Here is a 239-nt window from a genome sequence, read left to right on the forward strand (position 1 = left end):
TACGCAGGGTTCACCAGAACAACGGGGACACCTTTAGCCGTTGCTTTGTAGTCGATAAACATCCTGAGTTGATAGAACGCCCAACTATTGGAACGTCTACGCTCAGTTTTGCTTCTACGCTGTAGGTTGGTGCGCTCCCGAATCCCGGTCAAGTCTTCCAGCGCAATGGCCTGATTCGCTGAATATGCAGAGTCAACAATCCGTCTACTAATGTTGTGGTTTACCCATGTCTGATAACG

General features: G+C 49.0%; 1 protein-coding gene. It reads right to left on the reverse strand.

Annotation, left to right across the window (positions count from 1 at the left end; all coding sequences use genetic code 11):
- A partial coding sequence (locus AC0QHF_RS07080; protein ID WP_324703495.1) for an IS200/IS605 family accessory protein TnpB-related protein occupies positions 1-239 on the reverse strand: 239 nt, incomplete at both ends.

It is taken from the genome of Lyngbya sp. CCY1209 (genome assembly GCF_055795065.1).